The organism is Pseudonocardia halophobica, from assembly GCF_027922425.1.
Taxonomy (GTDB): Bacteria; Actinomycetota; Actinomycetes; order Mycobacteriales; family Pseudonocardiaceae; genus Pseudonocardia; species Pseudonocardia halophobica.
Map to the genome: position 1 here is coordinate 1 of NZ_BSFQ01000263.1, position 569 is coordinate 569.

Here is a 569-nt window from a genome sequence, read left to right on the forward strand (position 1 = left end):
CAACGGCTGGCATTCAACGTTTACGGCGTGGACTACCAGGGTATCTAATCCTGTTCGCTCCCCACGCTTTCGCTCCTCAGCGTCAGATCCGGACCAGTAAGCCGCCTTCGCCACTGGTGTTCTTCCGAATATCTACGAATTTCACCTCTACACTCGGAATTCCACTCACCTCTCTCGACCTCAAGACTGGGAGTTTTGAAGGCAGTTCCGAGGTTGAGCCCCGGGATTTCACCCCCAACTTTCCAGTCCGCCTACGTGCGCTTTACGCCCAGTAATTCCGAACAACGCTAGCCCCCTCCGTATTACCGCGGCTGCTGGCACGGAGTTAGCCGGGGCTTCTTCTGCTGGTACAGTCATTATCTTCCCAGCTGAAAGAGCTTTACAACCCTAGGGCCTTCATCACTCACGCGGCATGGCTAGATCAGGGTTTCCCCCATTGTCTAATATTCCCCACTGCTGCCTCCCGTAGGAGTCTGGGCCGTGTCTCAGTCCCAGTGTGGCTGATCATCCTCTCAAACCAGCTATGGATCGTCGCCTTGGTAGGCCATCACCCCACCAACAAGCTGATA

General features: G+C 55.4%; 1 rRNA gene. It reads right to left on the reverse strand.

Annotation, left to right across the window (positions count from 1 at the left end):
- A 16S ribosomal RNA gene (locus tag PKE99_RS38525) occupies positions 1–569 on the reverse strand; the annotation flags it as partial.